At 61.7% G+C, this 26,908-nt stretch carries 28 protein-coding genes; 12 read left to right on the top strand and 16 right to left on the bottom strand.

What is annotated here, in order from left to right; all coding sequences use genetic code 11:
• The first annotated feature begins 56 nt into the window (after positions 1–56).
• Positions 57–1,421 (top strand): metalloprotease PmbA, encoded by a 1,365-nt coding sequence (gene pmbA / locus DXT88_RS18395; RefSeq protein WP_029363231.1) that lies wholly within the window; start codon positions 57–59, stop codon positions 1,419–1,421.
• A gap of 50 nt (positions 1,422–1,471) precedes the next feature.
• On the opposite strand, the gene DXT88_RS18390 is transcribed toward pmbA, so the two are convergent.
• Entirely contained in the window at positions 1,472–1,756 is a 285-nt protein-coding gene (locus tag DXT88_RS18390; protein ID WP_265215508.1) for a hypothetical protein, read from the bottom strand.
• Positions 1,757–1,834: 78 nt separating this feature from the next.
• On the opposite strand from DXT88_RS18390, the gene DXT88_RS18385 reads away from it, so the two are divergent.
• A complete protein-coding gene (locus tag DXT88_RS18385) occupies positions 1,835–3,433 on the top strand; it encodes a DHA2 family efflux MFS transporter permease subunit (protein ID WP_016833310.1) in 1,599 nt (532 codons plus the stop codon).
• Positions 3,434–3,501: 68 nt separating this feature from the next.
• Here the strand turns inward: DXT88_RS18385 and DXT88_RS18380 are convergent, their stop codons facing one another.
• Both DXT88_RS18380 and puuE read right to left on the bottom strand, forming a co-directional pair.
• Entirely contained in the window at positions 3,502–4,347 is an 846-nt protein-coding gene (locus DXT88_RS18380; RefSeq protein WP_265215507.1) for an outer envelope protein, read from the bottom strand.
• A gap of 74 nt (positions 4,348–4,421) precedes the next feature.
• Entirely contained in the window at positions 4,422–5,375 is a 954-nt protein-coding gene (gene puuE / locus DXT88_RS18375) for an allantoinase PuuE (RefSeq protein WP_265215506.1), read from the bottom strand.
• Between the two features lie 154 nt (positions 5,376–5,529).
• Between puuE and uraH the strand changes: the two genes are divergently transcribed.
• Positions 5,530–5,883: a hydroxyisourate hydrolase gene (uraH, locus tag DXT88_RS18370; RefSeq protein ID WP_265215505.1), complete on the top strand. Its 354-nt coding sequence runs from the start codon at positions 5,530–5,532 to the stop codon at positions 5,881–5,883.
• An 87-nt stretch (positions 5,884–5,970) separates the two neighbouring features.
• Here the strand turns inward: uraH and DXT88_RS18365 are convergent, their stop codons facing one another.
• The gene (locus DXT88_RS18365; protein ID WP_016833314.1) at positions 5,971–6,531 is read right to left on the bottom strand and encodes a gamma carbonic anhydrase family protein; all 561 of its coding nucleotides are present in this window, start codon (positions 6,529–6,531) and stop codon (positions 5,971–5,973) included.
• A 359-nt stretch (positions 6,532–6,890) separates the two neighbouring features.
• Here DXT88_RS18365 and DXT88_RS18360 point away from each other — a divergent pair, with 359 nt between their 5' ends.
• The 3 genes from DXT88_RS18360 (at position 6,891) to DXT88_RS18350 (ending at position 10,618) form a co-directional block, all read left to right on the top strand.
• Positions 6,891–7,613: a DUF4198 domain-containing protein gene (locus DXT88_RS18360; RefSeq protein ID WP_265215504.1), complete on the top strand. Its 723-nt coding sequence runs from the start codon at positions 6,891–6,893 to the stop codon at positions 7,611–7,613.
• Between the two features lie 218 nt (positions 7,614–7,831).
• Entirely contained in the window at positions 7,832–8,239 is a 408-nt protein-coding gene (locus DXT88_RS18355) for a DUF2946 domain-containing protein (RefSeq protein ID WP_265215503.1), read from the top strand.
• 102 nt (positions 8,240–8,341) lie between these two features.
• A complete protein-coding gene (locus DXT88_RS18350) occupies positions 8,342–10,618 on the top strand; it encodes a TonB-dependent receptor (protein WP_265215502.1) in 2,277 nt (758 codons plus the stop codon).
• 71 nt (positions 10,619–10,689) lie between these two features.
• Here the strand turns inward: DXT88_RS18350 and DXT88_RS18345 are convergent, their stop codons facing one another.
• Complete coding sequence (locus DXT88_RS18345; RefSeq protein ID WP_407649368.1) at positions 10,690–12,072, bottom strand: NAD(P)H-dependent oxidoreductase; 1,383 nt, start codon at positions 12,070–12,072, stop codon at positions 10,690–10,692.
• Between the two features lie 147 nt (positions 12,073–12,219).
• On the opposite strand from DXT88_RS18345, the gene DXT88_RS18340 reads away from it, so the two are divergent.
• Positions 12,220–13,185, top strand: a complete 966-nt coding sequence (locus tag DXT88_RS18340; protein WP_265215501.1) for a LysR family transcriptional regulator — start codon at positions 12,220–12,222, stop codon at positions 13,183–13,185.
• 42 nt (positions 13,186–13,227) lie between these two features.
• Here the strand turns inward: DXT88_RS18340 and DXT88_RS18335 are convergent, their stop codons facing one another.
• On the bottom strand, positions 13,228–13,416 hold the full coding sequence (locus DXT88_RS18335) for a hypothetical protein (protein WP_029363234.1): 189 nt from the start codon (positions 13,414–13,416) through the stop codon (positions 13,228–13,230).
• Between DXT88_RS18335 and DXT88_RS18330 the strand changes: the two genes are divergently transcribed.
• Positions 13,415–13,741 (top strand): hypothetical protein, encoded by a 327-nt coding sequence (locus DXT88_RS18330; protein ID WP_265215500.1) that lies wholly within the window; start codon positions 13,415–13,417, stop codon positions 13,739–13,741. The two genes, DXT88_RS18335 and DXT88_RS18330, sit on opposite strands and share 2 nt — an antisense overlap.
• 135 nt (positions 13,742–13,876) lie before the next feature.
• On the opposite strand, the gene DXT88_RS18325 is transcribed toward DXT88_RS18330, so the two are convergent.
• Together DXT88_RS18325 and DXT88_RS18320 are read right to left on the bottom strand one after the other, a co-directional pair.
• Positions 13,877–15,628, bottom strand: coding sequence for a methyl-accepting chemotaxis protein (locus tag DXT88_RS18325; RefSeq protein ID WP_265215499.1), 1,752 nt, complete (start codon positions 15,626–15,628; stop codon positions 13,877–13,879).
• A gap of 197 nt (positions 15,629–15,825) precedes the next feature.
• A complete protein-coding gene (locus DXT88_RS18320) occupies positions 15,826–16,599 on the bottom strand; it encodes a YdcF family protein (RefSeq protein ID WP_265215498.1) in 774 nt (257 codons plus the stop codon).
• Positions 16,600–16,835: 236 nt separating this feature from the next.
• Between DXT88_RS18320 and DXT88_RS18315 the strand changes: the two genes are divergently transcribed.
• Both DXT88_RS18315 and DXT88_RS18310 read left to right on the top strand, forming a co-directional pair.
• Positions 16,836–18,167: an HdeD family acid-resistance protein gene (locus DXT88_RS18315; protein ID WP_265215497.1), complete on the top strand. Its 1,332-nt coding sequence runs from the start codon at positions 16,836–16,838 to the stop codon at positions 18,165–18,167.
• 380 nt (positions 18,168–18,547) lie between these two features.
• A complete protein-coding gene (locus DXT88_RS18310; RefSeq protein WP_265215496.1) occupies positions 18,548–19,387 on the top strand; it encodes an alpha/beta hydrolase in 840 nt (279 codons plus the stop codon).
• Positions 19,388–19,482: 95 nt separating this feature from the next.
• Here the strand turns inward: DXT88_RS18310 and DXT88_RS18305 are convergent, their stop codons facing one another.
• From DXT88_RS18305 to DXT88_RS18280, 6 genes are all read right to left on the bottom strand, one after another.
• Positions 19,483–19,692: a hypothetical protein gene (locus tag DXT88_RS18305; protein WP_016833326.1), complete on the bottom strand. Its 210-nt coding sequence runs from the start codon at positions 19,690–19,692 to the stop codon at positions 19,483–19,485.
• Between the two features lie 168 nt (positions 19,693–19,860).
• Positions 19,861–19,998, bottom strand: a complete 138-nt coding sequence (locus DXT88_RS18300) for a hypothetical protein (RefSeq protein WP_016833327.1) — start codon at positions 19,996–19,998, stop codon at positions 19,861–19,863.
• Positions 19,999–20,063: 65 nt separating this feature from the next.
• Positions 20,064–21,464 (bottom strand): GGDEF domain-containing protein, encoded by a 1,401-nt coding sequence (locus tag DXT88_RS18295; protein ID WP_265215495.1) that lies wholly within the window; start codon positions 21,462–21,464, stop codon positions 20,064–20,066.
• A 31-nt stretch (positions 21,465–21,495) separates the two neighbouring features.
• Positions 21,496–21,699, bottom strand: coding sequence for a hypothetical protein (locus tag DXT88_RS18290; protein ID WP_265215494.1), 204 nt, complete (start codon positions 21,697–21,699; stop codon positions 21,496–21,498).
• 42 nt (positions 21,700–21,741) lie between these two features.
• The gene (locus tag DXT88_RS18285; RefSeq protein WP_040503247.1) at positions 21,742–22,179 is read right to left on the bottom strand and encodes a hypothetical protein; all 438 of its coding nucleotides are present in this window, start codon (positions 22,177–22,179) and stop codon (positions 21,742–21,744) included.
• Between the two features lie 96 nt (positions 22,180–22,275).
• Positions 22,276–22,947 carry a helix-turn-helix transcriptional regulator gene (locus DXT88_RS18280; protein ID WP_407649367.1) on the bottom strand — a complete coding sequence of 224 codons (672 nt, stop codon included), beginning with the start codon at positions 22,945–22,947 and terminating at the stop codon, positions 22,276–22,278.
• Positions 22,948–23,031: 84 nt separating this feature from the next.
• Here DXT88_RS18280 and DXT88_RS18275 point away from each other — a divergent pair, with 84 nt between their 5' ends.
• Entirely contained in the window at positions 23,032–24,453 is a 1,422-nt protein-coding gene (locus tag DXT88_RS18275; RefSeq protein WP_265215493.1) for an MFS transporter, read from the top strand.
• A 133-nt stretch (positions 24,454–24,586) separates the two neighbouring features.
• Here the strand turns inward: DXT88_RS18275 and DXT88_RS18270 are convergent, their stop codons facing one another.
• On the bottom strand, positions 24,587–25,177 hold the full coding sequence (locus DXT88_RS18270) for an IMPACT family protein (RefSeq protein WP_265215492.1): 591 nt from the start codon (positions 25,175–25,177) through the stop codon (positions 24,587–24,589).
• A gap of 31 nt (positions 25,178–25,208) precedes the next feature.
• A complete protein-coding gene (locus tag DXT88_RS18265; RefSeq protein WP_265215491.1) occupies positions 25,209–26,087 on the bottom strand; it encodes a ParB N-terminal domain-containing protein in 879 nt (292 codons plus the stop codon).
• A gap of 175 nt (positions 26,088–26,262) precedes the next feature.
• Here DXT88_RS18265 and DXT88_RS18260 point away from each other — a divergent pair, with 175 nt between their 5' ends.
• Positions 26,263–26,904, top strand: a complete 642-nt coding sequence (locus DXT88_RS18260) for a LysE family translocator (RefSeq protein WP_265215490.1) — start codon at positions 26,263–26,265, stop codon at positions 26,902–26,904.
• Positions 26,905–26,908 lie beyond the last annotated feature (4 nt).

Raw genomic sequence — 26,908 nt, 5'->3', positions numbered from 1 at the left:
AAGCTAAACGACTGCTATCATACCCGTTTTATACGCATTCCGAAGAAAACAGCCCAATGAGCGATACCGTATTTACCCACAGTCAAGACCAATTGAAGCAGCTTGCACAGGATGTGTTGCGTTACGCCAAGGAAAAGGGCGCTTCGGATGCGGCGGTCGACATCAGCGAAGGCAGCGGATTGTCGGTAGCAGTGCGCAAGGGCCAGATCGAGACCATCGAGCAGAACAAGGACAAGGGCATCGGCGTCACCGTGTACCTGGGCGAAGGCCGCAACGTGCGTCGCGGCAATGCCAGCACTTCGGATTTCTCGCAGCAGGCGCTCAAGGAAACCGTGGAAGCCGCCTACAACATCGCGCGCTTCACCGCGATCGACGACTGCGCCGGCTTGCCTGACGAAGAAAACCTCGAATTCAATCCGCGTGATCTCAAACTGTGCACGCCATGGCTGATCACCGCCGAAGAAGCGGTCGAACTGGCGCAGCGGTGCGAAGCCGCCGCGCTGTCGGTCGACAAGCGCATCACCAACAGCGAAGGCGCCAGCGTCTATGCGCAACAATCGCATTTCGTCGCGGCCAATTCGCGCGGCTTCATCGGCGGCTATCCGTTCTCGCGTCACACCATTTCGGTGGCGCCGATTGCCGGCAAGGGCTCCAACATGCAGCGCGACGACTGGTATTCGTCGATGCGCGATCCGAAAAAGCTGGCAAAACCGGAAGCCATCGGCCGCTATGCCGCCGAACGCGCACTGGCGCGCCTGAACGCCTGCAAGCTGTCCACGCGCAAGTGTCCGGTGCTGTTCGAAGCGCCGCTGGCAGCGGGTTTGCTGGGTGCTTTCGTGCAAGCGGTGTCGGGCGGTGCGCTGTACCGCAAGTCGACCTTCCTGCTCGACTCGCTGGGCAAGCAAGTGTTGCCCGGACATATCCAGATCCTCGAGGATCCGCACGTCATCGGCGGTGTCGGTTCTGCACCTTTCGATGACGAAGGCGTCAAGACGCATCGCCGCGAGGTGGTCAAGGACGGCGTCGTGCAGGGCTATTTCCTGTCGACCTATTCCGCACGCAAGCTGGGCATGCAGACCACCGGCAACTCCGGCGGCTCGCACAACCTGTCGATCACGTCGTCGCTGACGACGGCATCCGACAACTTCAAGGGCATGCTCAAGAAGCTCGACACCGGCCTGCTGGTGACGGAGCTGATGGGGCAGGGCGTGAACTACGTGACCGGCGACTATTCGCGCGGCGCGTCAGGTTACTGGGTCGAGAAGGGCGTGATCCAGTATCCGGTGGAAGAAATCACCATCGCCGGCAACATGAGAGACATGCTGCGCCAGATCGTCGCCATCGGCAACGACACGCTGATCCGCGGCACCAAGGAAACCGGCTCCATCCTGCTGGAAAGCATGACCATCGCCGGCGACTGATACTCCTCCGCCTTTTTGTATCCTGCCTCCTGCAGCCGTCTGATTTTTCGTCAGACGGCTCGCCAGACACCGCACAGAGCAACTTCCCGATAGCGGCTTTCCTTTTTGTTTCGCTTGGCGTTGCCATCGCGATAAAGACGTCGTTCGATTTCGAACAGGGTGTTGTATATCCGCCAGTTCTCCTGCGTCGTTTGCGATGCAACCGCTGAATCGCCGTGACGCAAAACGCTGACGTCGGCGTCGTTGCCAAGACATTCTGCAGAGTACGTCTGCAATTGATAGAATGAGGATTCAGTCACTTCAGGCTGGCGCCTGTGATGAATGTGGTCGTGCACGACAAGTAATCATTTGCAGGTGCTTGTCGTTTCGCCAACATAAACGTCTGCAAGCCCCGGCCAAACGATTTTTCCAACATGTCTCCATACAAAGAAGCCGCGCATTCGAGCGGTCAAGTCTTGCCTTTCCGCGAATCCCTGATGGCCACGCTCGGCATCTGCTTCGTCATCATGCTGGTGGCATTGGACCAGACCATCGTCGGCACCGCCTTGCCGACCATCGTCGCCGAGCTCAAGGGCTTCGACCTGTACGCCTGGGTGGCGACTTCGTATCTGCTGACTTCGGTGATCACCGTACCGATCTTCGGCCGGCTTGGCGATTATTTCGGTCGCAAGCCGTTCCTGATTGCCTCCATCATCATCTTCGTGATCGCCTCGATGCTATGCGGCATGGCTGACAGCATGCTGTTCCTGGTGCTGGCGCGCGGCCTGCAAGGCATCGGCGGCGGCATGCTGGTTGGCACCGCGTTCGCATCGGCGGCCGACCTGTTCCCGGATCCGCACATTCGCCTGCGCTGGCAAATCATTCTCAGCGCGGCCTATGGCATCGCCACTTCGGTGGGGCCGTCGCTCGGCGGTTTCCTGACCCAATCGCTGGGCTGGCGCTGGACTTTCTACGTCAATTTGCCGGTGGGCCTGGTATCGCTGTTTTTTGCGATGCGCTACATCCCGCACATCCGTCACCACAAGAATGCCGGCAAGGTTCGCCTCGACTGGCTGGGCGCGCTGCTGATTTCAGTGGCGCTGGGCAGTCTGCAATTGCTGGTGGAACTCTTTCCCAAGCGCGGCCTGACCGGCGGCATGCTGGCGTTGCTGGTGGTCGCCATCGGTGCGTTTTATGCCTTGTGGAAATGGGAGCGCCAGGTCGAGCAACCGATCCTGCCGTTCGAGATGTTCAAGGATCCGGCGCTATCGAGCTTGTTCCTGTTGTCGGTGCTGGCGGGTTTCTCGATGTTCTCGATGCTGATGTATGCGCCGCTGCTGTTCCAGGGCGGTTTCGGCATGTCGCCGCGCGAAGCAGGCCTGCTGATCACGCCGCTGGTGGCCTGTATCACCGTGGCGAGCATCGTCAACGGTCGCATCGTCACGCGCATTCCCAATCCCAACATGATGATGTACGTCGGCTTCGTGCTGATCGCGCTGTCCTGCCTGGGCATCGTGCTGTCGCAACGCAATACGCCGACCGGGTTCATGCTGGCGACGATGCTGGCCGGCGGCTTCGGTCTCGGGCTGGTGCTGCCCAACCTGACCGTGTTCGCGCAGCAGGCCGCCAGCCGCGAACATCTCGGCATCGCCACCGCCTTGCTGCAATCGCTGCGCATGATCGGCGGCATGCTCGGCACGGCGGTGACCGGCACGCTGGTCACGCAGATGTACGGCAGCGGCGTCGAGCGCGCGCTGGAAAGCGATCACGCCGCGCAATGGCTGGCCGAATTCAAGGATCCGGAAATCCTCGTCAACCACGATATCCAGTCGACGCTGCTGGCGCAAATGCTGCAAGCGGGGCATAACGGATCAGCCTTGCTGGACGCTGCGCGGGATGCGCTGGTCGGCGCGATCCACATGGGTATTGCGCTGGCTGTCGTGTCGGCGCTGATCGGCTTGTGGATGGTGCGGCGGGTGCCGCTGATCCGCTTCACGCCGAATGAAAAGGTCGAGACGGTGCTGTCCGAATAGAACGATTTCGAGGTTCGGAAAAAGAAAAACGGCGTGCACATCGGGCACGCCGTTTTTCATTTGGCAGATCAGAAGTGATATTCCGCGCGCAGCATCGGCGTCTTGGCGAACGAGCCCGGCACGGTCGAGCGATTGCCGAACTTGTTGCGCCAATACTGATATTCCAGGCCGACGCGGAACGTGTTCTTGCCCAGCCCCAGCGGGGTGCCGACGTCGTACATGATCTGGCCGTCGAAGTTCAGTTCAGGGCTGGTGCTGTTGCCGAACTCGTCTTTGCCCTTGGCGGCAATGTAGTTCATGTAGCCCTCGAACGCGAAGCCGCTGGTGCCGAACGGGATGCCCCAGGCGGCATTGAACATCGGATGCGTGTCGTACGAATAACGATTGGCGATGCCGACCGGCTTGTTGCTTTCCCACAGCGCAAAGATGCTCAGGTTGAGGAAGCCCGGCACATCCATCATCAACGTCGGACCGGCGACCCACATGCGTTTCTTGGAGCCGTAGCCGGGATCGTTCTTGGTGTTGAGGTCGACGCCCAGCGTGAAGCCGACGCCGCGCGCCGGGCCGAACGCCAGGTCCTTGCCGCTGATCTTGCCGATGTCGAGCGTGTGGCGGTAGGTCAGGTAGGCTTCCTGCGCATTGCTGTCCTTGTTGTCGGACATGAGGAAGTCGACGTTGAGGAAATTGGTGCCGTACTTGTAGCCGCTGGCATGCGTGAAGTTGACGATGTTCTTGCTGATGTCCTGCGTGTTGAACGGTTCGGCGAACCTGGTGCCGTAGCGATAGCCGATGGAGTTGTCGCTCCAGTCGGCGCCGTGCGCGTGCTGCACGGCGGCCATCGCCGACAGTCCGATCAGGCTGGCTGCGAGATGTTTTCCCAGTGGCGTATGCACAATTGCGTTTGCTTGCTGCATGGTGTCTCCTCCATTGAATGGTTATATGTGTGCTGCTTTTTTATGGTTTTCCGTGGAGCCGCCACGGCGGTAGATCAAACTTTGAACGGATGCGCAAATGGATGTGTGGCGCGCCAGTGCTCGGCGATGTCGATGCGGCGCGTGATCCAGACCTTGTCATGCCGCTGCACATAATCGAGGAAGCGCGCCAGTGCCGCCGCGCGCGCCGGTCGGCCGGCGATGCGGCAGTGCAGGCCGACCGACAACATCTTGGGACGGTCGAGGCCGGACGGATCGCCTTCGGCGTACAGCACGTCGAAGGCGTCTTTGAGGTAGTCGAAGAATTGCGTACCGGTATTGAAGCCCTGCGGTGCGGCGAAACGCATGTCGTTGCTGTCGAGCGTATAGGGCACGATCAGTTGCGGCTGTAGGGAGGTGCGGTCGCCGAGCTTGACGTTTTCCCAATAGGGCAGGTCGTCGGCGTAGCTGTCGGCGTCGTAGGCGATGCCGCCGTGTTCGGCCACCAGGCGGCGCGTGTTGGGCGAGTCGCGGCCGGTATACCAGCCCAGCGGCGCGTTGTTGGTAATGTCCTTGATGATCGCGATCGCTTCGGCGATGTGGCGGCGTTCGGTGGCTTCGTCGATGTTCTGGTAGCTGATCCAGCGCAGCCCGTGGCAGGCGATTTCGTGGCCGAGCTCGAGGAACGCGGCGGTGGCTTCCGGATTGCGCTGCAGCGCGCGCGCCACGCCGAACACGGTCAGCGGCAGCTTGCGGTCTTCGAATAGGCGCAACAGGCGCCAAAGGCCGGCGCGCGAGCCGTATTCGTAGAGCGATTCCATGCTCATGTGGCGCGCTGCAAAGCTTTGCGCGCCGATGATTTCAGACAAAAAAGTTTCCGAGCCGGCGTCGCCGTCGAGCACGTTGTTCTCCGCACCTTCTTCGTAGTTCAGCACGAACTGCAGCGCGATGCGCGCGCCGCCGGGCCAGCGCGCATGCGGAGGTGTGCGGCCGTAACCGGCCAGGTCGCGGGGATAAGTGGGGTCTGTCATGTCTCCTGCCTTGGAATCGTTTTTTGCATCTTCGCCGAATTATGTCTTCAGAATTGATTGCAGATATAACGGCGAACGTATATGGACCTGATCTCTGCGGTATATCATTTGCCACTGAAATGATCTACAAAATTTGTCAACGAGAGGAAACACAATGGGAAAACTGAGCACCCACGTCCTGGACGTCACCCAGGGCAAGCCGGGCGCCGGCGTCAAGGTGGCCTTGTTTGCGGTCCGCGGCAACGAGAAGGTCCTGCTGAAAAACGCCGTCACCAACAGCGACGGCCGCTGTGATGCACCGTTGCTGCAAGGCGACGAATTGTTGGCCGGACGTTATGAACTGGTGTTCGGCGCCGGCGACTATTTTGCCGGACAGGGCGTGCAATTGCCGGCGCCGCGTTTCGTTGACGAAGTGGTGCTGGCATTCGGCATCGCCGATCCGGCGCAAAATTACCACGTGCCGCTGGTGGTGTCGCCATGGTCGTATTCGACCTATCGCGGCAGCTGAACGCGCCACGCCGTTTTGCGGACGTAAAAAATCCGGCCTCTCCATCAAGGAGGGCCGGATTTTTCATGGGCGATCGGAACAATCCGATCAGAACTCGTTCTGCAATTTCTTGTAACCCTGCACCAATTCATTGTTGGTGCGCGCCACGTCTTCCGAAAATTCCGACGCCTGCGCCGACACGCGCGGTAAAGCGTCGAGATCGGTCTGCGGGCCGATGCGCAGTGTCGACGGCACGTAGAAGCCCGGCGGCAGATGGCAACCATCCACCACGGCGTTGTAACGCACCACGCAACCATCCCCGATCACACAGTTGAACAGGACGCTGTTGAAACCGATGAAGGCGTCATGGCCGACGGTGCAAGGACCGTGCACGATGGCGCGATGGGCGATCGAAGTGCGTTCGCCGATGGTCACGGCGCCGCCGGACTTGGAGTGGATCACCACGCCGTCCTGGATGTTGGAGTGAGCGCCGATGACGATGGCGTCCATCTCGCCTTTCTCGTTGACTTCATCGGCGCGGATGACCGCGTAGGGGCCGATGAAAACATTCTCATGCACGATGACCTTGCCGCACAGGATGGCGGTCTGGTCGACATAAGCGGATTCGTGGACTTGCGGCATATCGCCGGAGGGATTGCGACGAAGCATGGGACTTTCTCCTGGAACCGGACCTGATGACTTGGTCCTGAATTGAACTGGGGCGACCTGTACGGGATGAAAGCACAAGGTTTTGCCGGTGAAGAGCGGCGCTCATTGTAGGGGGCTTTTCGGATTCAGGGTTTTGTCAGCTTCTGCTATAATGATAATCATTCTCGATAATTAAAATAACCGAGCCGAAAGCCAGGTTGGCGCCATACAGCGCTTCGCAGGATCTCCCGTTTGTTCTTCATCTCCGGCATGGCTTTGTTCAATGCTCGTTGCTCATCATTTGATGCGCGCCGGGCCGGAAGGAGAGAGTTTGTCGTTTTGCATCATAAAAACACCTATCCCCTGAAAGGAAGCACTACATGAAACTGAAACGTCTCGTCATTCCCGCCTTGCTGTCCACCTTGCTGCTGGCCGCCTCTGCCCAGGCTCACCACGTCTGGTTGCAGCAGGACGCCAAGTCCGCCCACCTGTACTTCGGCGAGTTCGGCGAAAACCTGCGCGAAACTTCGCCGGGCCTGCTCGACCGCTTCGTGCAACCGAGCGCCGTGCTGCTGGGCGCCAACGGCGACAAGACGCTGGACGTGAACAAGGGCAAGAACGCCTACGCACTGTCGGCGCGCGCCGGCAAGGGCGAGTCCATCGTTGCTGAAGAAGCGCACTATCCCATCCTCGAGCGCAAGACCGGCGAAACCGTGGCGCGCACCCTGTGGACTCCGGCCGCGCGCCTGGTCACCAGCTTCGCCGAACAGGCGCCGCGCCTGACGCTGGACATCGTGACTACCGGCAAGCCGGGCGAGTTCAAGCTGGTCTACAAGGGCCAGCCGCTGGCCAAGACCAAGATCACCATCGTCACCTCGGCAGGCTGGGGCAAGGAAGGCCACACCAATGAACAAGGTCTGGTGAACTTCGATCTGCCATGGCAAGGCACCTATGTCGTTGAAGCGCACCACATCGACAAGACTGCCGGCGAACGCGACGGCAAGCCTTACGACGTCGCCAGCTTCGTCACCAGCCTGACCGTGGCGCAGACCAAGGGCATCAAGGCGCTGCCGACGCCACCGGCCGCAACGCCGAACAAGTAATCCGGACGGTTCATTCCTGCAAGCATCCCGTCTTGCAGGGGTGCGACAATTTGTCGCAGCTGCCTTCATCCTGTCTTGCCGTGGCGGCCTGCATCGTTTGCAGACCGCCGCCGGCAAGCCTTTCAAGCCCGCCAGTCCCTTCTTCGTGTCAACTCCTCCCGGCCTGAACACCAGTTCCGGCGCTGCATTGCCGCGCATGTGCATGCTACATTCGCAAGATGGGGAAGCAGACATCGGGCCGTTCGAGCCCATCCATCCGCAACACAATCACCGCGTGGGCCGCCATTTTGGCAGTGCTGCTGATGGTGCTCGCCCCGACGTTTTCCGCGGCGTCGCAAGCGTGGTCGCAGGAGCGCGACGGCTCGTTCTGGATGGAAATCTGCAGCGCCTTCGGCGACAAGGCCACCAACGACGCTGACCGCGACGCCGGTAAAAACGCCGTTTCCTCCTCGCATTGTCCGTATTGCCTGATGCATGCCGACGCCGTCGCGCCGCCACGGCAACCGATGCTGGCCGAAACAGTGTTCACCATTTCGCATTTCCTGCCGCGCCTGTTCTATCGTGCGCCGCAGCCGCTGTTTGCATGGACCGTTGCGCTGTCGCGTGCGCCGCCGGCTGTTGCCTGAATGTCGTGGCAACCGTTGAGGGTGTGACGGTTGCCTTCCCAGTTCAGTCAACTTGCGCAAGCGTGGATCTCATCTGCGCCTGCGCCGCCGGTCCGGATCAACATGAAAAATACCAAGCCATTTCCATTTCCTTTGCGGCCTTTGTTGCTGGCGATGATCGCCGCATGGAGCCCGCTCACCCAGGCGCAGTCTCAATCTCAATCTCAATCTGAATCTCAACCTGAGAGCATCGCCGCCTTGCCTGAAGTCGTCGTCAAGGAATCGCGTTCAGTCAGCGAAAAGAACCAGCTGCCGACCACTACCGAAAGCATCACCGCCGCCAAGGCGGCCGACACCGTCAACGCGATGAACGTCGAAGACACGCTCAAGTATCTTCCCAACGTGCTGGTGCGCAAGCGCTACATCGGCGACACGCAGGCGCCCATGTCCACGCGCACCACCGGCATCAACGCCGGTGCGCGCAGCCTGATCTACGCCGACGGCATGCTGCTGTCGGCGCTCATCAACAACAACAACGGCAACGGTTCGCCGCGCTGGTTCATGGTCGCGCCGGAAGAAGTCGAGCGCATCGACGTGCTGTACGGTCCGTTCGCCGCGCAGTATCCTGGTAATTCCTACGGCGCCGTGACCGAGATCACCACGCGCATGCCCGATCACTTCGAAGCCAGCGTCAAGGCGAATACCGCATTCCAGGATTTCAGCCAGTACGGCACCAGCAACACTTACCGCGCGCAGGAGTTCAGCGCTACGCTGGGCAATCGCAGCGGCGACCTGTCGTGGTGGTTCAGCGCCAATCACCTGGACAGCTACAGCCAGCCGGTGAGTTATGTGACGGGCACGGCGCCGGCCGGCAGCAGCGGCGCTTATGCCACCCAAGACCGCACCGGCAAGGGCATTGTCGTGCTGGGTGCGGCCGGGCTGACGCACACCGTGCAGGACAACGCAAAACTCAAGCTGGCCTATGATTTTTCGCCGACGCTGACTGCCGCCTATACCCTGGGTTACTGGCAGAACCGGGCCGATTCGCATGGCCAGTCGTACCTCCGCAACGCCGCAGGCGCAACGGTTTATCCCAGCGGACTGGTCAGCAACAACACCGAACAGGAGCAGTGGATGCAAAGCCTTTCGGTTCGCAGCAAGACCCAAGGCGTGTTCGACTGGGAAGCCGTTGCCGGCAATTTCTCCATGTCCAAGGATCTGACGCGTGCATCGACAGGTCTTTATCCCGCTGCGCAAAACGGCGGCAGCGGCACGGTCGCCGATGCCGGCGGCACCGGCTGGAACACGCTCGACCTCAAGGGCGTCTGGCGTCCCGACGGCGTCAAGGGCGCGCACATCCTCAGCTTCGGCGGCCACTACGATCAATACAAACTGGTCAGCCCGACTTACCTGACCAGCAACTGGGTTTCCGGCAGTAACGGCGCCTTGTCGACCGACTCGCGCGGCAAGACCGAGACGTCCGCCGTCTGGGTGCAGGATGCCTGGCGCCTGGCGCAAGACTGGAAGGCGACATTGGGCGGGCGCTATGAATGGTGGCGCGCATTCGGCGGCTACAACTATGCGGTCGCCAGCGGCGGCATCAACCAGCCGGAAGTGCGCAACTCGGGCTTCTCGCCCAAATTGTCGGTGGCATGGACGCCCGGCGAGCAATGGCAGGTCACCGGTTCGTTCGGCAAGGCCTTGCGCTTTCCGACCGTGGGCGAGCTCTACCAGAACGTGCAGGGCAGCGACGGCATCTTTCGCCAGCCCAATCCCAACCTGAAACCGGAACGCGTGCTGTCGAGCGAACTGGCGATCGAGCGCGCGCTCGACAAGGGCAAGGTGCGCGTGTCGCTGTTCCAGGAAGACGTCTCCAATGCCCTGATCTCGCAGACCGCGACGCTGGGCACGGTGGTGTCGTCCTATACGCAGAACATCGACAAGACGCGCCAGCGCGGCGTCGAGCTGGTGCTGCAAAAGGACGATGCGCTGATCCGCGGACTGGAGATCAACGGCAGCCTGACCTACGTCGATGCGCGCATCCTCGGCAACAGCAGTTTCGTCTCGACCACCTCGACTTCGGTTGGCAAGCGCACGCCTTACGTACCTGAGTGGCGCGCCACGCTGGTCGGCACTTACCGCCCCGACGACAAATGGGCCTACACGCTGGCGGGACGCTACAGCGGCCGCCTGTACGCCACGGTCGACAACAGCGACGTCAACACGCACACTTACCAGGGCTTCGACAGCTACGTCGTGTTCGACGCGCGCGTACGCTACAAGGTCGACAAGCACTGGAGCGCGGCGCTCGGCATCGACAACATCACCAACAAGGATTACTTCCTGTTCCATCCGTTTCCGCAGCGGACCTTGTTTGCGGAGTTGAAGTACGACTTCTGATACTTCGCCGTCAAAAAGAAAACCGCCGTCCGGTGTCATGCCGGACGGCGGTTTTTTCGTGCATGTTCAGATCATGCGGCGATGCTGTTGCGCGGCGCCGCCAATCCCATTTCCTTGCGGAACAGCGCTTCCATTTCACGCCGTACCTGGATCGCCTGCACGCTGCTGTCGATGGCGACGTCGCTCCAGCGCACTGCCTGGCCGGCCGCGACCGGACGCTGCAGCACGATGTGATGCGCCAGGCCTATCGGCAATGCTTCGGCGTTGAGCGAGTCGGCTGCCGGCATCAGTTTGCCGTAGACCATGTGGCCGCCTTCACCGTCCAGTTTCTCGCCCGGTTTGAGATCGCGCTTGGCGGTGGCCACCGTGTCGCCGCTGAACGCCAGCGTGCTGCCGGTGGCCTGGCCGCGCACGGCGATGTTGGCCACCGAGATGCCGAGCTCAAGGCCGATCAGGTGATACGGTTTGTACATGGTGGCGTAGCGGCCGCTGGCATCGGTCTTGAGTCCGTACTGGGCGAAACAGTCGCGCACGTAATCGCTCGGCGCTTCGAAGGTCACGTACACGCCCCAGCGCAGATCGCGGAATACCGGACGGCCGTCGCGCTCCAGCGACGACACCACTTCCACCGTGCCAGAATGCGGCAGGATACCGCCGGCCGACGCCGGCTTGAGCAGATTCGGCAGGTCGTCCACGCCGCAGGGCGGGAAGGCCAGTCCGTCGGCGCCGGGCGTCAGGCCGCAGGCGTTGGCGACTGCGCCCATTTCCAGCGCCGACTTGGTGCCGTCGAGGAAGGAATTGAACATCTGCGCATTGAAGTCGCCCGAAGCCACCTGCGCTTCGCTGAAGCCGTAGTGGCCCCACACCGTATCCGGCGTCGACTGGTGATAGACCGGCAGGTACTTGGTGCCCTTGCCGGCGCACACCACGTCGAAGCCCGAGGTGCGCGCCCAGTCGACCATCTCGGCGATCAGCGCCGGCTGGTCGCCGTAGGCCATCGAGTAAATGATGCCGGCTTCGGCCGCACGGCGCGCCAGCAGAGGTCCCGCCAGTGCGTCGGCTTCGACGTTGACCATGATGATGTGTTTGCGGTGCTGGCAACACAGCAGCGCGTGACGAATGCCGGCGGCAGGGCTGCCGGTGGCGTCGATGACGATGTCGAGTTGCGGATGCGCGATCATCGCTTCGGCGTCGTCCTGCACGAAAGTGCTGCCGTCGCGCAGCGCCTCTTCCCAGGAACGCGCGGCATGCATGTCGTCCTTCCAGCCGACGCGCGCAAGCGCCTGTTTGGCGCGCGCCGGCGAGAGGTCGGCGATGCCGAGCAGATGCACGCCGGGCGTGCGCGGCACTTGCGAGAGGAACATCGAGCCGAACTTGCCGGCGCCGATCAGGCCGACCCGCACCGGTTTGCCGGCTTGGGCCAGGGCCTTGAGCTGATGGAACATGCTGGACATGCTGTCTCCTTTATAGGTTTGTCGCCCGCATTGGCAAGAAAATGAACGCGCAGGCGTAAAAGCAGAAAAAGAGTAGCATTGGGATTTTTCCCGGTAAATGCCGAATATCACACAATTCATGTGCAAAAAATCGCATACGGAAGTCCCATGAACAAGTTCGACTGGAACGACCTGCAAGCCTTCCTCGCCGTGGTGCGCGCCGGCCGCCTGACCGTGGCTGCGCGTCAGCTCGGCATCGATCATTCGACATTGAGCCGGCGCATCGTCGGGCTGGAAGAATCTCTCGGCGTGGCTTTGTTCGATCGCCGTTCGGCCGGCTACGCGCTGACCGTCGAAGGTGAGCGCCTGATTCCCGAAGCCGAAGCGATGGAAAGCCTGGCGGTGCGTATTCATGCGCGCCAGGACGACGCCGCGCAGGGGCTGACCGGCTCGATTCGCATCGGCACGCCGGAAGCCTGGGGCACCTATTTCCTGGCGCCGCAACTGAGCCTGCTGGCGCAGCGCCATCCGCAACTCGAGGTGGAGTTGATCGCCAATCCGCGCATGTTCAGCCTGTCCAAGCGCGAGGCCGATATTGCCGTGAGCATGACGCGGCCGGAACAGGGACGCTTGTATGCGCGCCGTCTCAATGATTACGAACTGGGGATTTACGCTGCGCGCGATTACCTGCGTCGAAAGCCGGCCGTTGAAGACAAATCGCAACTGGAAACGCATCCCTGGGTCGGCTACGTGGAAGACCTGATGTGGTCGCGCGAGCTGGATTACCTGTCCGAGATTTCACCGGCGCTGCGGCCGCACATCCGCATCTCCAACATCATCAGCCAGATGGCGGCGGTGGTCGGTGGAGCAGGTTTGGGCGTGCTGCCCTGTTTCATGGCGCGGGGCGAAAAGAAACTGGTGCGCCTGCTGCCGCAAGTGAAACTGTATCGCTCCTACTGGCTGATCACGCATGCCGATGCGCGCGACATTGTGCGGGTCAACGTGGTGGCGGATTTCATTGCGGAGCGGGTGGAGGCGGAAGGAGCGTCGTTCTGGACCGATGATGAAAATGCGGGGGCACGTGATACTGGTCGGGAAGCGATGTCAAGAAAGAAGTGCGGCAAGTCGGGCTAGGAAAATTGCGGCAGGTGACGCATCAATTCGCGTCAATTCACATCAATTGCTCCTGGCCTTTTCAATCGTGGAGCGTGCGGCTTCCATCAGCGCAGCCGGTTCTTCCGCATCGGAATCGAGGTATTGATTTTCCAGGTTGATTGCCAGATTGCTCATTTTTTCGGCAAGGTCGGCGAGTGCGACGCTGAGTTCGCACATCAGGCTGGACATTGTTTTGGGAGAGTTTGCCATGTCTCTTTCCTTAAACGAATTCGACAGGGCGGACCTGCCGGAACTGCTGGATTTCACAGACGGTCGACAACTGAACGGCGCAATGCACTGGTCAATGCTATCGGCTTATTTTAAGCCGATTCCATGTTTGACTGTGGACTGCGCAAAAAGTGCGTGCAAGAAGTGTGTTGGCGGCGTCAATCTGTCGCGTCAAAGATACTTGATCTCGATCGTGGCGGGGCCGTCCGGCGGCAGGTCTTGGTTCAATGGCAAGTTTTCAGGTTTGTTCGAGACCGCCTGGGCATTGACTGTGGCGGCCGGCGTCGTGCCGCAGGCGCCGTCGTGATCGCGAGGTGCCGGCGCTGCGCAGTGGTCGCCGGCATCATGGCGTCAACGCGTAAAAAAAGGGCTTGCAGTTAAGTGCAAGCCCTTCGTTTTCCTGCCGTTTTTTCCACTAGTTGCTACAACGCAGAAATGCCCGTCAGAAGGTTTCCCAATCCGAATCAGAGTCCGGCATCGTCGGTTTCGGTCCCGCTGCTTTGGCAGGCGCCGAGGCGAGGCGCGGTGCGGAAGCAGTAGCAGCAGCTTTGGGTTTGCCGGCGCCGGCTGCGGGCCGGGCTGGCGCCTTCGCCACCGTCGCGCGTACCGGCGCGGCAGTCCGGACCATCGGCGCAGCCTGCACATGGCCGGCATCAAGCTTGAAGCGACCGACCAGTTGCGCCAGCGTGGCGGCCTGGTCTTGCAGCGATTGGGCAGCGGCAGCAGCTTGTTCCACCAGCGCGGCGTTTTGCTGCGTGCCTTCATCCATCTGCGTGATGGCCTGGCCGACTTCGCCGATACCGGCGCTTTGCTCCTGGCTGGCCGAACTGATTTCACCGACGATGTCGGTCACGCGCTTGACGCTGGCGACCACCTCGTCCATGGTTGCACCGGCTTGCTGCACCAGCTTGCTGCCGACGTCGACCTTGGACACCGAGTCGTCGATCAGCGTCTTGATTTCCTTCGCCGCCGCCGACGAGCGTTGCGCCAGGCTGCGCACTTCACTCGCCACCACCGCGAAGCCGCGGCCTTGTTCGCCGGCGCGCGCGGCTTCCACCGCCGCGTTCAGCGCAAGGATGTTGGTCTGGAAGGCGATGCCGTCGATGACGCTGATGATGTCGACGATCTTGCGCGACGATTCATTGATCGAACCCATCGTGTCGACCACCTGGCTGACGACCGCGCCGCCCTGGATCGCGACTTCCGAAGCAGACACCGCCAGCTGGTTGGCCTGGCGCGCATTGTCGGCGTTCTGCTTGACGGTCGAGGTCAGTTCTTCCATCGCGGAAGCGGTTTCTTCCAGCGAGCCGGCCTGTTGCTCGGTGCGGCTGGACAGGTCGAGGTTACCGCTGGCGATTTCACTCGACGCGGTAGCGATGGTGTCAGCCGACGATTTGATATTCGAAATCGTATGCGTCAGCGAATCGCGCATGCGCTTGAATGCGTACACCAGACTCGATGTGTCGCCCGGCGCGGTGTTGATGACCAGCGTCAGGTCGCCGTCGGAAATGCGGTTGGCGATTTCCGCCGCGTCGCCGGGGTCGCCGCCGATGATGCGCAGGATGCTGCGGTTGTTGACCACCACCAGGGCGATCAGGATGATGGAGAAGCCGAAGACGATCGCGATCAGTTGATAGACCGATTGCGTGAACGCCGCATTCACATCGTCCATGTAGACGCCGGTGGTGACGATCCAATCCCATGGCTCATAGCGGAACGCATAGGATGTCTTCGGCACCGGATCGGGCGAACCGACTTTCGGCCAGATGTAATTGATGAAACCGCCCTGAGGCGATGCGGCGGCTTTGGCGATATCGACGAACACCTGATTGCCGGCCGGATCCTTGAAGTTGGTCAGATCCTTGCCGTTCAACTCGGGCTTGATCGGGTGCATGACGGTCACGGCAGACGAATTGGATACCGAGAAATAGCCGTCGGCGCCGTAGCGCATCATCTTCACACGCGCCAGCGCGGTCTTCTGCGCTTCTTCCTTGCTCATCGTGCCGTTCTTGGCCAGCTCGCCGTATTCCTTGATGGTGCTCATGGCGACCTGCGCCACGTTGATCAGATCTTTCTTGCGTTCTTCAAGGCGGATGTTGTGCGCCTGGTAAGCGTTGAACAATGAAATGGCGAGCAGAGCGATCAGGCTGATGACGAGCGGCGCCCACAGACGTTGTTTGAATGAAAGTTTCATTCCATGGTCTCCAGAGTTTTCTTTGATTGAAATGGAAATGCTCGGCGTGTCTGCGCATGCCTTGAAAACTTGGATAAAAATACCCGAGTTGTCCTCCGGAATGCTGCCCGGACTGTGTCGTTAACGGCGCGACAACAGGATAACTTTAAACGTGGTAGAAAAAAAGAAAGCCCCGATTAGTGAGGCTTTCCTTGGCCTTATCGACTCTTGTCAGGAGCCGGTCGCAACGCATACCAGAGCATCCCTATCCATTCGTGCAGCGCGTAGTTGCTGCGCCGCAAGCCTTCGCCGCCGGGTAACCAGTCGTTGAGCGTCAGCCGTTCGCTGCTGAAAAACACCGTTGGCGCCGGGATCACCTCGATGCCTTGTGCACGAAAGCTGCGCACCGCGCGCGGCATGTGCATGGCGTCGGTCACCAGCAGCACGCGTTGTATGCCCGTGCCGAGCAAGATCGGAGCCGTCAGCCGGGCGTTGTCGGCGGTGGTGTCGGACGCTTGTTCCTGCCAGCGCGTGGCGACGCCGAAGTCGTCGCGCAGGCTGCGCGCCATCACGGCCGCTTCGCTTTCGACCGAGCCGTCGGGTTTGCCGCCGGTGACCAGAATGGGCAAGCCGCTGGCGCGGTGCAGGCGCGCGGCGTATTGCAGCCGTGCAAGAGTGAGGAAGCCGGGCTTGTCCTGATGACCGTATTCCGGGGCATTCGACAGCCGCGCGCCGCTAAGCACGACGATGGCCTGGGCTGTCGGAGGAATCGATGCCAGCGGAGTTGTCTGCGCCTCCAACGGCGCGACCAGCAGCAGCGCGCCGGCCCGTGTGCTGAAGACCAGCAACAGGGCTACCGCTGTCCAGCTCAGCCATAGCGCTTCAGGCCGACGTCGCCGCAGCAGCAACCCGAGGGCGCCGAGCAGCACCACGTTCAGAGGAAACAGCAGCACCGTGCTGGCAAGTGTGGAGAAGATGAGCATGAATGGCATAAAGGGAGAAGGGCGGAAGGGCAGAAAGGCGTAGAAGGCCGCCCATTGTCGTCGATTTTTTCCATTGGAAACAAGTGCTGAGGCGACGGTAAAATGGATGCCGGGAAACAAATGAAAACAGGTGAAAACAGGCCGGGCCGCAGAAGTCGGTCGGCGGTCATCTTAACGGGGAATAAAACGTGATACGTCTGGCGTTGTTGTTGCTTGGAGCGGATTTTATCCGGCGTTATTGGCATGTGCTGGCTTTGATGGGACTGGCATGGGGCATTGTCGGCGTCAGCCTGTGCATCGATGCGCTTGACGGCGTGCTGGTGTTTCCGCTCACGCTGTTCGGCTGGCTGCTGCTGCTGGAAAGCCTGGCCACGCTGTTCCTGGCATCCAGCGGCGTGGGTGCGCAAAAAACGCTGCGTTACGTCAAAGGCGGTCTGTTCCTGCTGATCGCGCTGCTGATCATCTCGCCCTATCACCAGAGCGACATGCTGCTGGCGATGCTGTTCGGCACCGCTTTCACGATCGGCGGCGGCTTGCAGATCATTTCGGCCTCCATCGTGCGTTTTCCGCGCTGGCGCATGGCGCTGGCAGGCGGTATCGGCCAGATTCTGATTGCGATTTTTTTCTTCCAGCCTTATCCCACGCACTACAAGGGCACCGTGCCGTATTGCCTCGGCATGGGACTGATCTTCAGCGGCTGGAGCTTGATCTGGCTGGCAAGTCGTTCGCGCCGTTTGCCGCGTGAGAGTTCGTTGTCGCAACTTGCCTATCGCAACGCCGATTCCGACCGGCCGCTCGATGCCGGCAGCTACGACGGTCAACTGGCGGCGACGACGCCGGCAGTCAACGCGTCGGCGACGCCGCTGACCGTGCACGTCTGGACGCCAGCCGGTTCGGCCAGGGAAGCAACGCTGCATCGTCCCATCGTCGATCGCTACATCGCCGCGGTCGACGCCAGCGGCCGCATCTCGACTGGTCACGCCGCGCTTGAGATCGCGCCGAGCCTGTACATCAGCCTGTATCCGGCGGTTGAAATCGATCGTTCGCCGGGCGAGTTTTCACGTCTGCTGCGCGCAACGCCGGACAACAATGTGCGCGGCCGTTACCTGACCGACTATCCGTCCGAATCGGCGGCGTGGTGCGAGTCGACCGAAAAGATCTCGTTCCGCGACTACGATGCGCGCCACTTGCAGCAGTTCTGGCAAGACTATCGTCGCGAAGAAATCTACAACCTGACCCACCGCAATTGCTCCAGCACCGTCGCGCATGCGTTGGAGGCGGCATTGGAAGGCGTGATCGGCAAGCGCGCCGATCACTGGCTCAGTTTCGTCAAGATCCTGTTCACACCGGAAGTCTGGGTTGCCAGCCACATCCGCAAGCGCGCCATGACGATGGCCTGGACGCCGGGGCTGATACTCGACTATGCGCGTGCATTGCGCGCGGTCGTGCATCCGCGTCCGCTGTCGTGGCTGGCGAGCGTGCAACTGGCGCTGCGGAGTATCCGTCGCACGCGCCATCGCGAGCGCATCGAAACAGCAACTCGAGCAGCTCAAGCAGCTCGCGATTCGACGCCATAAGCGCGCAATAGCAGCAAAAACCGGCGTCGCCGCGACAGGAGAGCTTGTCCTACAAGGCAATCCGGTATCGTCCGATTGGAAGAGAGCCGAGGCGAATTTATTATCTGGGCTTGATACCGGAGTTGGCGGTTAGAAAATATACCAACACCAATTCCCCGGCGCGCTCAATGTGGCGCTCCCCAGCCGCCCGACAGTCTGCCCGCAGTTTTCCGAGCAGATCGCCGGGCGCGTTTGTTTCTTCAGGCCTCTTCTTTGTTGTGCTCCCATTTTTTCTTCGCCGTGCCTGTGCCGTCTTCAAGGCAGGGGCAATTCTGTGCGTTGTCGGTTTTTAGGGCAATATGCAGGCGTCCGTGATCTCCTCTTCAAGGAAGCGCAGCGCCATGTCCGACAATAATCAAAATACGGGATTCCTCCAGGCCGCCGACGGCGTCCGGCTTTTCTATCGTGAATACTTGCATCCGCAGCCGCGCGGAGCTGTCGTGCTGGTGCATGGGCTGGGCGAGCATGGCGGTCGCTACGCTGAACTCGCGGGGATTTTTCATGCCGCCGGTTTCTCAGTGCGGATACATGATCACCGCGGCCATGGCCGTTCGGAAGGCGCGCGCGGCAGCTTGCAGGCGAACGATGATTTTCTTGATGATCTCAAAATCGTGTTCGACGATTTCGCCGCGGCCACGCAGACCGCGCCATTCTTGTTCGGCCACAGCATGGGCGGTCTGGTGGCGGCGCGTTTTGCCACCGGCGGCTGGTCCAGGGTGCGCGGCCTGATGTTGTCGTCGCCGGCGCTGGCGATCCGGATGTCCGGTTTCCAGAAATTCCTGTTGGCGCTGACCACCTGGATCGCACCAGGCTTTGCGGTGCCGACCAGCCTGCCGGCGCAGCGTTTGTCGCATGACGAAGCCGTGGTGCGCGACTTCCTCGGCGATCCGCTCAATCATGGCAAGGTGGCGGCGCGCGTCGTCAATTTCATGCTGGACGCAATGGCTTGCGTGCAGCGCGACGCCGGCACATTTACCTCGCCGCTGCTGCTGCAGTTCGCCGGCGACGATGCTTTCGTCGATCCGGCCGGCAGCCGCGCTTTCTTCGCGCACGTGCCGCAAGTCGACAAGACGATGCATTGTTACGACGACGCTTTCCACGAGATTTTCAACGAGTCTGCCGAGCGCCGGTTGCGTGCGCAAAAGGACGTGGTCGCGTGGCTGGAATTGCATCTGGAGTGATGCAAGAAAAAAGCGGGATGGTTACGTTTTGCTGCGTCGCACAGTGGGCCGTTCGAGGCAAAAACTTAACCCCGATTTGCAAGTGTAAATTGCCCTCAGGGCTGGCCGCTGGGAAGGTTGGCGAAGCCGCAACGACTGTCAAAACCCACGAAGCCGGGTACGCAGGCGCAGCCGGTGATGGCCAGCGCCAGTGCTGTCGCGAGGATGAGGGTCATGATGCGCGGCATGAGCAGTCTTTCGAAATGAAGGGAAGCGAAATGAAGCGTGGAGTGTAATGCCAAGTCGGCGCGGTCACCCAGCTCCATAACGACGGCGGAGGAGGATACTTGAACAGTCGGGGGAAATTGTAAAGAGGCGGAAAAGAAGGTTTTCCGGGGCGCAAAAAGCAAAAGGGCGGAAATCTCCGCCCTTTTTCGTCTTCCGGGAATTGCTCGCCCGCCCGCGGCTAGCCGCGGAAGGGCGGTTGCCGTGGATCAGCGTGTCGACGCGAAATAGCGTGCGACCATTGCAGCGATCAGCAGGGTGTACGGCAGGACGTCGATCAGGATACGCATGGTGGGCTCCGCAAGAAAGTGATTTATGTTGCGTTGCAGTATGCGTGTTTCAGGCATCCATTTCCAATTTCGATTTCCAATACCAGTTATCGTTTTATTGAATATCAGGCCGCGGACGTCCTTCAGTTCATGAGGAAAGCGGATGTCGCCGCCGGTGAAAACAACTCCGGACGGCCAATGCAGACCTGGTTGCGGCCGTTGTCCTTGGCCTCGTACAGCGCCTTGTCGGCGGCCAGCGCCAGCGTACTTGTACTGCCGCCGGGGCCCGGCACCATGGCCGACACGCCGATGCTGAGCGTGACGTGGCACAGCGGCTGGTTGTGAGCGTGCGGAATGCTTGCGGCGGTCAGGTTAAGCAGCAGGCGTTCCCCGACCAGCCGGGCGCCGGCGGCATCCGTGTTGGGTAGAATGACTACGAATTCTTCTCCGCCGTAGCGCGCCGCGACGTCGCCCGGCCGGTTGATCACGCGCAACAATTGCTGCGCGATCTGGCGCAGGCAGTCGTCGCCGGCCAGGTGGCCGTAGCAATCGTTGTATTTTTTGAAATGGTCGACGTCGATCATCAGCAGCGCCAGCGAACGCTTGTCGCGGCGGGCGCGATTCCATTCGATTTCCAGCACCTGATCAAAACAGCGCCGGTTCGACAGCGCGGTCAGGCCGTCCTGGTTGGCTTGCGTCATCAAGATCTGGTTGGCCCCGGCAATGCTATGGTACAGCCGCGTGATGCCGTACAACTGCGAAACCAGCACTGCCAGCGAGGTGAACAGGCTGGTCATCTTGGCAAAATACCAACCCAGCGAAAAGCGCGCGCCGCCGTACAGCGTCAGCCAGACATCGATACAGGCGGCGACCATGCCGACCATGAGCCATAACTGCTCCGGTTTTTCTTCGCGCATGCGCATCACGCAGAGCAAGCCGATGACGTTGACGCCGAACACCAGCGCCGGAATCAGCATGGTCGAGTCGTCGAAGAAGTCGTGGCCGTTGCGCAGCACCTCCGGCAGGTAGGGCAAGCCCAGCGTAGCAGCCAGCGTCAATAAGACCACCACGGCAATCGTGACGAGAATGGACCTGCGCACGTCCGCAGCGGTGCCGGCGGTCTCTTCCGAATTCGTCGCGTAGCGGATGATCAGCAACCCGAAACCGGTGTGCCAGCAACACCACAGCCAGACGGCGCTGCTGGTGCTGCCGATGATGGGCGCTTCCATGAGACCGCCGGGGAAGGCCGCGATCAGCGGCACGAAAATCACGGTCACGAAAAAATATGCCGTGCCCAGCCTGATCGTGCGCTCCTTGCGTTCGATCAATCCCTTGGCGAACAGCAGTGAAGCCAGGATGACATTGACCACGACCATGGCGATGCCGAAGCCGCTCATGTAGCCCGGGATCGGCAGCAGAGGCGTCGTTGCCAGCGGCGTGGCGACCGCCGCCGACAGCAGCAGGATGCCGATGATGACGCGCGCCAGGCGGATCTGGCGCGGACTCACGCCGGCGTCTTTGATGAGATAGAGTTCTTCGTCCATGAGAGATTTTGTTGTAGATTTTTCCCACATCTTAGTGCTGAAGAAGCGCATCGGCGCGCGAAGAATGATGACCGATTGATAATTTTTCAGAAAGCGTTGTTATTTCGCCGGGATAGTTTTTCTGCGGTAATCTTTTCGATCGGTCCATCTTCAAAACCCCGCCCGGTGGGCATTGCAGGACGGCATCAACTTTCCTGCGGGCATGAAAAAAGCGCGGATAGGCCGCGCTTTTCATTGGAGTCGGGTATTCGAGGAATGGCCCCGGTTGCTCCCAGTTCTATTTCTCCTGTTGCAGGGTCGCGCCTTCGATGCCGGCGCTGATGCGCACCTTGTAGACGCCGGGATTTTTCAGCTCGACGCTGATTTTTTTGGTCTGCGGATAAGCCGGGCTGTTCAGCGAATGGATCGGCCGGATGCTGAAGTCGTAGCTGGTGCCGGGCTTGAGCCAGATGCTGAAATGCTCTCCCGACTGGATCTGCGCCAGCACCACGTCGTTGATCGCCAGCTCCAGAGGCGCGTTCCCGTACAGGAAGGTCGAGGTGCGCGAGAACTGCACTTCGGCAGTGCCGGACGTCGGCGACAGCATGCTCTTGATGTAGACGCGCGCCTGCGGCACTTCTTTGGTCGGCGTCGCCTGTTCGGCGGCCGGCTGGATTGCGCAGGCGCTCAACGCCATCGTCAGCGCCAGCAGGCAAGCGGTCATCGGTGTCTTCATTGCAGCTTCCTTATTTGGGATGGTTTTCATGTTGCGCGACAGCGATTCTGACATGAAGCCGATGGCCTTGCCTATACAACTTTGTGCACGCGGTATTCAAGCATGGCTGACGCGGTAGACGCAACGCCGCGCGCCGGCCAGCAAATGTTCTTCGCGCGTTACCGAGGCGGCGTCGCCGATGACCTCGCGGAACAACTGGAGCTCCGAACGGCAAAAGCCCTGGCAAGTGGTTGCCGCCGCACAGATCGGGCAATGGTCTTCGATCAGCAGCCAGTCCTTGCCGTCTTTCTCAACGCGCGCCATGTAGCCTTCGGCGGCGCGCAGGGCGGCCAGTTTGTCGAGCTTTTTCGGAATACCGGCGACGCCGCTGCACGCCTTCAGGTAATCCTTGCGCATCTCGCCTTCGCGTTGGGAAATCAGGCGATCGAGTCCTTCTTCGCCGAACAGTTGTCTGATCGAACCGATCAGCTGAATCGTCAGATAGGCGTGCGTATCCGGGAAGCGCGCGTGGCCGGCGGGGCTCAGTTCCCAGTTCTGCCGCGGGCGTCCGGCGCCGGCGGCGGCTTCCTGCACGCCGCTGATCAGTTCTTCCGCGAGCAGCTTTTGCACCTGCAGGCGCGCCGCTTCCGCCGTCATCCCGAGCTCTTGCGCCAGCGTCGCGGTGGAGGCGGGGCCGCGCGTTTTCAGCCGGAGCAGGATGCGTTCGGCGGTCGACATGTCAGTATTAAGGTCGATGTTATTTTCCAAGTGTTTACTTGTGTAATTCATTGTGCGGGTTTAGTATGCGTCCAGATAATATCCAAACAAACGCTTGCATATTAGGCGTTATCCATCCCGATGTCGAGGTTAGTCATGCATACAGAAACCGCTGTTTCCACCTCCTGGAGCGAATTGCTGACCGGCCGCAATCTGTGGCGCTCGGTCGCCCTGACCGGCGGCGTTGCGCTGCACGCCATCAACGTCCACATCGTCACCACCATCCTGCCGTCGGTGGTGCGCGACATTGGCGGCCTGGCGTATTACGCGTGGAACATCACGCTGTTCGTGGTCGCTTCCATCGTCGGTTCGGCGCTGACCAGCAAGCTGCTCGACAAGCTCGGCCCGCGCCGCGCCTATTTGCTGGGGCTGGCGGTATTCACGCTCGGCTCGATTCTATGCGCGACGGCATTGTCGATGCCCTGGATGCTGGCCGGGCGCAGCGTGCAGGGTCTCGGCGGCGGCTTGCTGGCGGCGCTCGGCTATGCGCTGATTCCAGTGCTGTTCGAGCAGCGCCTGTGGTCGCGCGCGGTGGCGCTGGAGTCCGGCATGTGGGGCGTGGCGACCTTGCTGGGGCCGGCCGCCGGCGGACTGTTCGCCGCCGGCGGCGCCTGGCGGCTGGCGTTCTGGTGCCTGCTGCCGGTGGCGTTGCTGCAGGCCATGATTGTGGCCGGCCAGCTGGGCGGCAAGCCGGCGCAGGGAAATGCTGCAGCTTCAGCTCCGGTGCGCATTCCGCTATTCAAGATCGGCTTGCTGGCGCTGTCGGTGCTGCTGGTGGCGTTCGCCGGGCAGGTCGAAGACACCGCCGGCAAGTTGCTCGGCGTCGCGGCCGGCCTGGCGGCGGGCGTGCTGGTCGCCTGGCTCGATCAGCGTCCCGGCGGCGTCGCTTTGTTGCCGACCGGAGCCTATCGCCTGAGCGCCACGATGGGCAAGGTGTTCGCCTGCGTCTGCCTGCTCATGATCGGCAGCATGACCGAAATCTTCGTGCCGTATTTCCTTCAGATGCTGCATGGCTACGCGCCGCTGCAGGCCGGTTACATGACGGCCGCCATGGCCGGCGGCTGGAGTCTGGCCTCGCTGCTGAGCTCGGGCCGCGGCGGCAAGGACGCCGATCGGATGGTGCGCTTCGGACCGGTGGCGATGACCTTGTCGCTGCTGGCGCTGGTGGTGCTGTTGCCGGGCGACGTCGATGTCGCGGCTGAGGGTTTGTGGCTGGCGCTGGCGCTCGGCGGTGCAGGCTTGGGCATTGGATTGGGCTGGCCGCATCTGTTGACGCGCGTATTGCGGTCGGCGCGCCGCGGCGAAGAAAACCTGGCATCGGCCGGCATCACCACGGTGCAGCTCTACGCGATGGCGATCGGCGCCGCGCTGGCCGGACTTACGGTGAATGCCGCCGGTCTGACCGCGCCGGGCGGCGTCGACGGCGCGCGTCACGCGGCTTATGCTTTGTTGGCCTGCTTCGCGGTGGCGCCGGCGCTGGCGATCGTGCTGGCGGGCCGTGTGGTGCGTGCGACGTGAGCTGCGAAGGGGAGCTGCGAAGGGGAGCATACGCCATGGATCCCGTCAGCGAGATTGAATACCACCTCGTTGTGGCCGAGTTCGATGCCTTGTGGGGACGTCCGCACAGCGACGCCAACCGGCGCCGCATGGACTACATGATCTGCGTGATCGCGGCGTTTGAGGAAAGCCGCGGCAAGCCGCCCGCAAGCTGAGGCAGTTCCGTCGCCGGCAGGCGTACATGCAGGCGCGCCAGCGTGTCGTGGCGGCTGCCGAGCAGAGCGTAATGTTTCTGTTGCAGCCAATAGCGCAGCTGCGATTCGTCGGCATAGGCGATGGCGATTTCCACTTCGGCCCAGGCGATGCGTTCGATGCGTTGCGCCTGTTTCAGCGCAGTGGCGACGGCCTCGGTGTAGGCGCGCACCAGGCCGCCGGCGCCGAGCTTGATGCCGCCGTAATAACGCACCACCGCCGCCAGCACGCCGTCGAGTTCATGATGGCGCAACACCTCCAGCATCGGCCGTCCGGCCGTGCCAGACGGTTCGCCGTCATCCGACATGCCCGATTGGCCGCCGGCCATCAGCGCCCAGCACACGTGGGTGGCGGCGCGATGTTGCGCGCGTAGTTGTTCCAGTTGACGCAAGGCGGCGTCGCGATTGTCCACCGGCATCACGATGCCGATGAAGCGGCTCTTGCGGATCTCCAGTTCGATCTCGACCGCGGCGTTGAGCGTGTAGACCGGCAAGGTCGGCTATCTGCTATCGACTATCGCGGGGTCAGGCGGTCACGCCGCGCAGCGCGTCGATCTCCGCCTGCAGGGTCCGGTTCTCCGCCGTCAGCGCGGCGATGCGCGCGTTGAGGGTAGAGATTTCAGCGCGCAACGCAGCCGCATCGTCGCCGGATTCGGACCACGGCGGGACGTCGCCGCCGGCAGCCGCAGCGGCTGCTTCTGCTGCTTCGGGAGTCACGCGCGGCGTGCGATTGGCGGCTTGCTTCTCGCGCACCATCTTGGCGGCCTGACGCAATTCCTTCTTGCCGCCGGCCACCGCCGTGATCTGTTCTTGGCTCGGCAGCGACGCCACTGCAGCAGCGGCGTTGATCGAGATGGTGCCGGTGCGCACCGCCTCGACCAGTTCGGGCGCGGCGGTCTTGCGGATCTTTTCGATCTGGCCGATGGTGTTGGAGCTGATGCCGGCGACGCGCGCGATGTCTTCGCGGGTCTTGATGGAGGCGCTCGGGATCGTTGCTTCTTCGGCCGGCGTATCGGCGCTTTCTACCGGCGCAGTACCCTCAGCCTTGGCGGCGATGGACGCATCCATCTCGGCGCGCACGCGGGCGGAGATGATGTCGCGCTTGCGCAGCGCCAGCACGCCGCGCTGGAAGTCGGTCACGCTGCGGCGGCCGAGCTGGTTGTCGATCATCCACAGCATGACGTCGTCGATCGACGTGAAGCCGGTGTTTTGCACGGTCTTGAATTCGATGTCGTACTTGCGGCAGATTTCGTAACGGTTGTGGCCGTCGACCAGCACGTCGCCCCACAGCACCAGCGCATCGCGGCAACCTTCGGCCAGCAGGCTGCGTTCAAGGGCGGCGTATTCGTTGGCGGTAAGCGGGTCGATGTATTGGAGGAGTTCGTTATTGATCGTGATAGTCATGGCATCCCTGGACCGCTCCGGCGAATCGGAGGCGGACCGGAATTTTACACTACGGACCGCGGCCATCTGCCGGGAGGGGAGGGGGGCATCGCCGCCACAGGGCGCGCTGTGGCGACACGGAAATCCTGCGGCTGATAAAATCATCGCTCTCCAACGTTCAGGAAACGGAAGCAACATGGACGCCTTGTTCTTCATCCCCGTCGCCATCATGCTGGCGCTGGTGCCAGGTCCGAATAATTTTTGCGCGCTCAACAACGGCATTCGCCGCGGCGTCGGCGTGGCGTTGCTGGCCACGTTCGGGCGCGTGACGGCGTTTGCGATTTTCCTGACGGTGTCGGCGGTGGGGCTGGGCGCCATGCTGCTGGCTTCGGAAGCCGCCTTCACGGCGGTGAAGTGGGTCGGCGCGCTGTATCTGTTCTATCTCGGCTGGCGCGCCTGGCGCAGCCGTGAATTCCACGGACTGGAACTGGCCGACGGCGTCGGGCCCGGCGCAGCATCGTCGGCGCCGGCGCAGAAAGGCGCGTTCGCGCTGGTCATGCAGGAGTTCCTGCTCGGCATCACGAACCCCAAGGCGATCATGTTGTTCGCCGCAATCTTCCCGCAATTCATCGATCCGGCGCGGCCGGCGGCGCATCAGTTCCTGGTGCTCGGCTCGATTTACCTGTGCGCAGAATTCGTGTCCAGCGCGGTGTATTCGGCCTGCGGCAAGCAGATCCGCCGCTACATCCGCACCTCGCGCGGCGTGGCGCGCCTGAACAAGGCCACCGGCGGCTTCTTCATTAGCGCCGGCGCGCTGCTGCTGGCGGCGCGCCAGTAAGTTT

The sequence above is a fragment of the Herbaspirillum lusitanum genome, from assembly GCF_026127345.1.
In the GTDB taxonomy this organism is placed as follows: domain Bacteria; phylum Pseudomonadota; class Gammaproteobacteria; order Burkholderiales; family Burkholderiaceae_D; genus Herbaspirillum; species Herbaspirillum lusitanum.
The sequence above is the reverse complement of the archived record's forward strand: the minus strand, read 5'-3'. Positions and strand labels throughout refer to the sequence as shown.